Genomic DNA, 3,206 nt, shown 5'->3' on the forward strand with positions numbered 1-3,206 from the left:
TCTCGATGGTTTAAATAAAGCAGTAAGCCAATCAATACCACCATAAAGATTACCGCCTGTGTATTGGTCAAATCTAATTCATTCATGTCATGCCCTCGCTTTGTAATTCTTGATATAGTCCACTTGATCAGTTCGCTCCATCTTCAAAAACTCATCTACCTCTTTGGGTGTTACCTTTCTATCTAAAAAATCAGCAATAAACTGAAAGACGCTGGGGCGTTCTGCCTTGATTTCAGCCATTACTTCATCAAATTCTGCTTGTGTCATGTTGTTTAAGTCTAGTGTCATTGCATTGCCTCCTCAAACTTCTCTATAAGACAACTTTTATTTACTCTCTGAGTTCCATTTTTAGAGTTAAAAAGAATATCTTTAAAGGTTACAGTAGCCCCTAAATACTCCTTCTCAACATGCTCTATATACGCCTGTTGCTCTGCTTCGTTCTCAAAAAAGTGCATAGCTTGGCGTTTAAAGAATGCTTGTCGCATAGCGTCCATCTCAAAAATACCAGGGTGGAAAAACATTCCCGTAGTGCTTTTAGAAACTGCCTCGATTTTATGGCTGTCATTCAATTCAGGAAGTTCAATCCAAAGCAAGCGGTGTAAATTTTCTTTGACAGCTTTTAATTGTGCTGATAAGAGTCCTATTCTGAAAAAATCATTGTTTTCGTCTGCTTGGTGTAATTCCATACTAATTCTATCCAAGCTTTTAGCGATAATATCGTATGTTGTTTCTGTCATGTTTTTTACCTATGTTTCTATGTTGTGTAATTGCTCTGATGGCTTTTTAATGCTTTTTACTATCCAGGATATCCTCACACTCAAAGTTGGGCGATGGCGAGTGTGGGGGGGGAATGGTTGTTTCTTATACAGTTTTTCTTGCAATGAAGTTCCTCACGCTCAGAAGTTTGCCGACCGAGAGCGTGGGGCTTTTTGAGTTGTTTCTTATAAACGATATCTTCACGCTCAGAGTCGCCAAATTGAAAGCGTGAGAAAGTACAGTTTTAAGAGTTGGCGCTCTCCGTATGGTCAAATTGCCCTAAATATGCTATAATCTAGGTATAAATCTTTACTAAAACCTCTTTGATAATGGCTTGCCTGCTTTTTGTTAAATTCGTTTTAGTGTTAGTGTGAAAGGCTCTGCGGTGTGGTTATTGCTAAGCCTTTTTTTGTTGCTCTCATGCGCTTCTTTGGCGTGTTTTTTTATTTCTGAATACCATAGCCTTGATTTCCTGATAACTCATATTCAAGCCAATCATGGCTATTACCATGTCCTCAAATGCCTGGTATTGCTCCAGCTCGTCACTTGTCAAGCTATCAATGCCATTATAGCCCCCACGTTCTTCCCTTAACTGCTTAGCGTTCCTGTCAGTTACTGCTTTTAGTAGCAGGTTGTTCATGGTGCTATGCGCGTGCTTGGGTGCATTAGTCCATGTTTCTATACTGTCATGCAGTGTTTTTCTTTTTGGCTTTTCTAGCGCCCTCTGCATACGAAACTTAGAAAGCTCCTCACGCATTTCAAAGAATGCTTTGACTAGGTTGGTTTTGAAGTTGGCCACTTGCTCGGTGTTCTTTAAGAATGTAACTAACAAGGTCGCTTGTTGTTCGTTCAAAATATAGTCCTTGGTATTCTGGCCACTTTCCATAGCTTGGATTTTAAATCCAACCTTTCCGAACTGTTCAAATCTTGCTTGATGTTTGCGGATCGTCTTGGTGATTGTGTGATGTTGCAATCCCGTGCATTCTGCCACAATACTGCTCAGTGTATACGGCTCTTTTTTACCGTCCATATAGACTAATTCCATTGTGGTTCTACCTCCTGCATGAATTTGGTTAACTTGCTTGTCAGACGGCTCTTCTCGTCCATATTTTGAGCCTCTGCAATGGCTTTGGCTAGTGTATCGATATAATACCGCTCTGCCTCTACCAACGTGTTAGGGGCTTTTATAGTGGTCTGTGGTTCTTCCACCAATTCCCCAGCCATGTAGTAGCCGTTTAGTCGGATTTCTTTCAGAATGTGCTTGATTACTTTTTTAAACTCTTTGGCTTTTGGTTTGGTTGACCTCATAAGCACCTCATAGAGTCCATGCTCAGTTAAAAACCAAACTTGTTGACCACTACGGAAAGTTTCCGTAGTACCGTCCAAAGGCGTCCCTTTTACTTTTTCATCTTCATCTACTTTTCTTAGCATTGATTGCACATCATAATATCCTTGTGATGTTTTGCTGTAGTCAATCATCTCAGCAATCGCCCTAGCTAAAAATAGCGGTTCTTGTTCACTGCCGTAGATGTCCAATGGTTGACCGTGAATAATAGTAGTAGTGACAACCTGCAATAGTTGCCCTTGGTCTGTTGTCTCTTCAAAAATACTTACTTGTGTTGTCATGTCTTGCTTAACCTCTCTGTATAACTTGTTTAGCCTTTTTCTGCTTTCCTTGTTGGGCTTATGCTTGCCCTGTGCCCACTTGCCAACTGTTCGGGGGTCTATGCCTATTCGTTGGCCAATAGCTACCAAGTTCAACCCGTGAGTGGTTCGCATTTCATCGATGACCCTTGTATAGTTCCTCTTCATTGCTTGCCTGCCTTTCTAGCTATAAAATAGTTCATCTATGGTTATATCTGATTTGATTTCTGCAACCATTGACTTAATCGCTAGACGTTCCTTGTCGTTAAATGGCGTTTTACCTAATTCTTTGTTGTTGTACGACTGCAAAGAAATTTTTAGATTGTCCGCCATTTGTTGCTGAGTTAATCCTAACATAACTCGATAGCCTCGTAGTTTGCTCATAGGTTTCCCCCTTTCTAAAAAATCCCCCTCCATGAATAGATTGAAAGTGTGAAAGGTTGGAGGGGCTGTGCACATTTTTAATGTGCTTGATTTGTATGATACACAATATTTTTTCTATTGTCAACTGTTTTTTTAATTTTTGCACAAAAAAAATGTACTTTTTCTAAGATATAGTATATAATCTTCTGTGAAAGGTGTGATAAAGCATGAATAGATTGAAAGAATTAAGACAAGAAAAAAAGCTATCTCAAAAAGAGTTAGCTGAAAATATTGGGGTTCATTATCGGACTCTTCAAAATTGGGAAAACGGAGAAAGCCAAATAAAACCAGAAAAAGCCCAGCAACTAGCTGACTACTTCGGGGTAAGCGTTGGATATCTGTTGGGGTATAGTGAGTATAGAGCTGTCTCTTATACACATCTG

The 3,206-nt window shown here is 39.7% G+C and carries 6 protein-coding genes; 1 reads left to right on the forward strand and 5 read right to left on the reverse strand.

Annotation, left to right across the window (positions count from 1 at the left end):
• Positions 1–87: 87 nt before the first annotated feature.
• The 5 genes from QZ359_RS06860 to QZ359_RS06880 all read right to left on the reverse strand — a co-directional run bounded on the left by QZ359_RS06860 (position 88) and on the right by QZ359_RS06880 (position 2,784).
• Positions 88–288: a hypothetical protein gene (locus QZ359_RS06860; protein ID WP_261058675.1), complete on the reverse strand. Its 201-nt coding sequence runs from the start codon at positions 286–288 to the stop codon at positions 88–90.
• Entirely contained in the window at positions 285–737 is a 453-nt protein-coding gene (locus QZ359_RS06865; RefSeq protein ID WP_261058668.1) for a hypothetical protein, read from the reverse strand. The genes QZ359_RS06860 and QZ359_RS06865 overlap by 4 nt, the downstream gene beginning before the upstream one ends.
• A gap of 437 nt (positions 738–1,174) precedes the next feature.
• Positions 1,175–1,801: a Rha family transcriptional regulator gene (locus QZ359_RS06870; protein WP_261058666.1), complete on the reverse strand. Its 627-nt coding sequence runs from the start codon at positions 1,799–1,801 to the stop codon at positions 1,175–1,177.
• Positions 1,792–2,568 carry a BRO family protein gene (locus QZ359_RS06875; protein WP_261058664.1) on the reverse strand — a complete coding sequence of 259 codons (777 nt, stop codon included), beginning with the start codon at positions 2,566–2,568 and terminating at the stop codon, positions 1,792–1,794. Before QZ359_RS06875 ends, QZ359_RS06870 begins: the two co-directional genes overlap by 10 nt.
• Positions 2,569–2,583: 15 nt before the next feature.
• Positions 2,584–2,784: a transcriptional regulator gene (locus QZ359_RS06880; protein WP_000040971.1), complete on the reverse strand. Its 201-nt coding sequence runs from the start codon at positions 2,782–2,784 to the stop codon at positions 2,584–2,586.
• Between the two features lie 206 nt (positions 2,785–2,990).
• Here QZ359_RS06880 and QZ359_RS06885 point away from each other — a divergent pair.
• A partial coding sequence (locus tag QZ359_RS06885; protein WP_293964587.1) for a helix-turn-helix transcriptional regulator occupies positions 2,991–3,206 on the forward strand: 216 nt, incomplete at its 3' end.

The organism is Streptococcus sp. (genome assembly GCF_019414905.1).
GTDB lineage: Bacteria > Bacillota > Bacilli > Lactobacillales > Streptococcaceae > Streptococcus.

Excerpts from the sequence above, each read along its gene's own strand:
- QZ359_RS06875 (WP_261058664.1), bottom strand. The coding sequence starts at position 2,568 with ATGAAGAGGAACTATACAAGGGTCATCGATGAAATGCGAACCACTCAC.
- QZ359_RS06880 (WP_000040971.1), bottom strand. The coding sequence starts at position 2,784 with ATGAGCAAACTACGAGGCTATCGAGTTATGTTAGGATTAACTCAGCAA.
- QZ359_RS06870 (WP_261058666.1), bottom strand. The coding sequence starts at position 1,801 with ATGGAATTAGTCTATATGGACGGTAAAAAAGAGCCGTATACACTGAGC.
- QZ359_RS06865 (WP_261058668.1), bottom strand. The coding sequence starts at position 737 with ATGACAGAAACAACATACGATATTATCGCTAAAAGCTTGGATAGAATT.
- QZ359_RS06860 (WP_261058675.1), bottom strand. The coding sequence starts at position 288 with ATGACACTAGACTTAAACAACATGACACAAGCAGAATTTGATGAAGTA.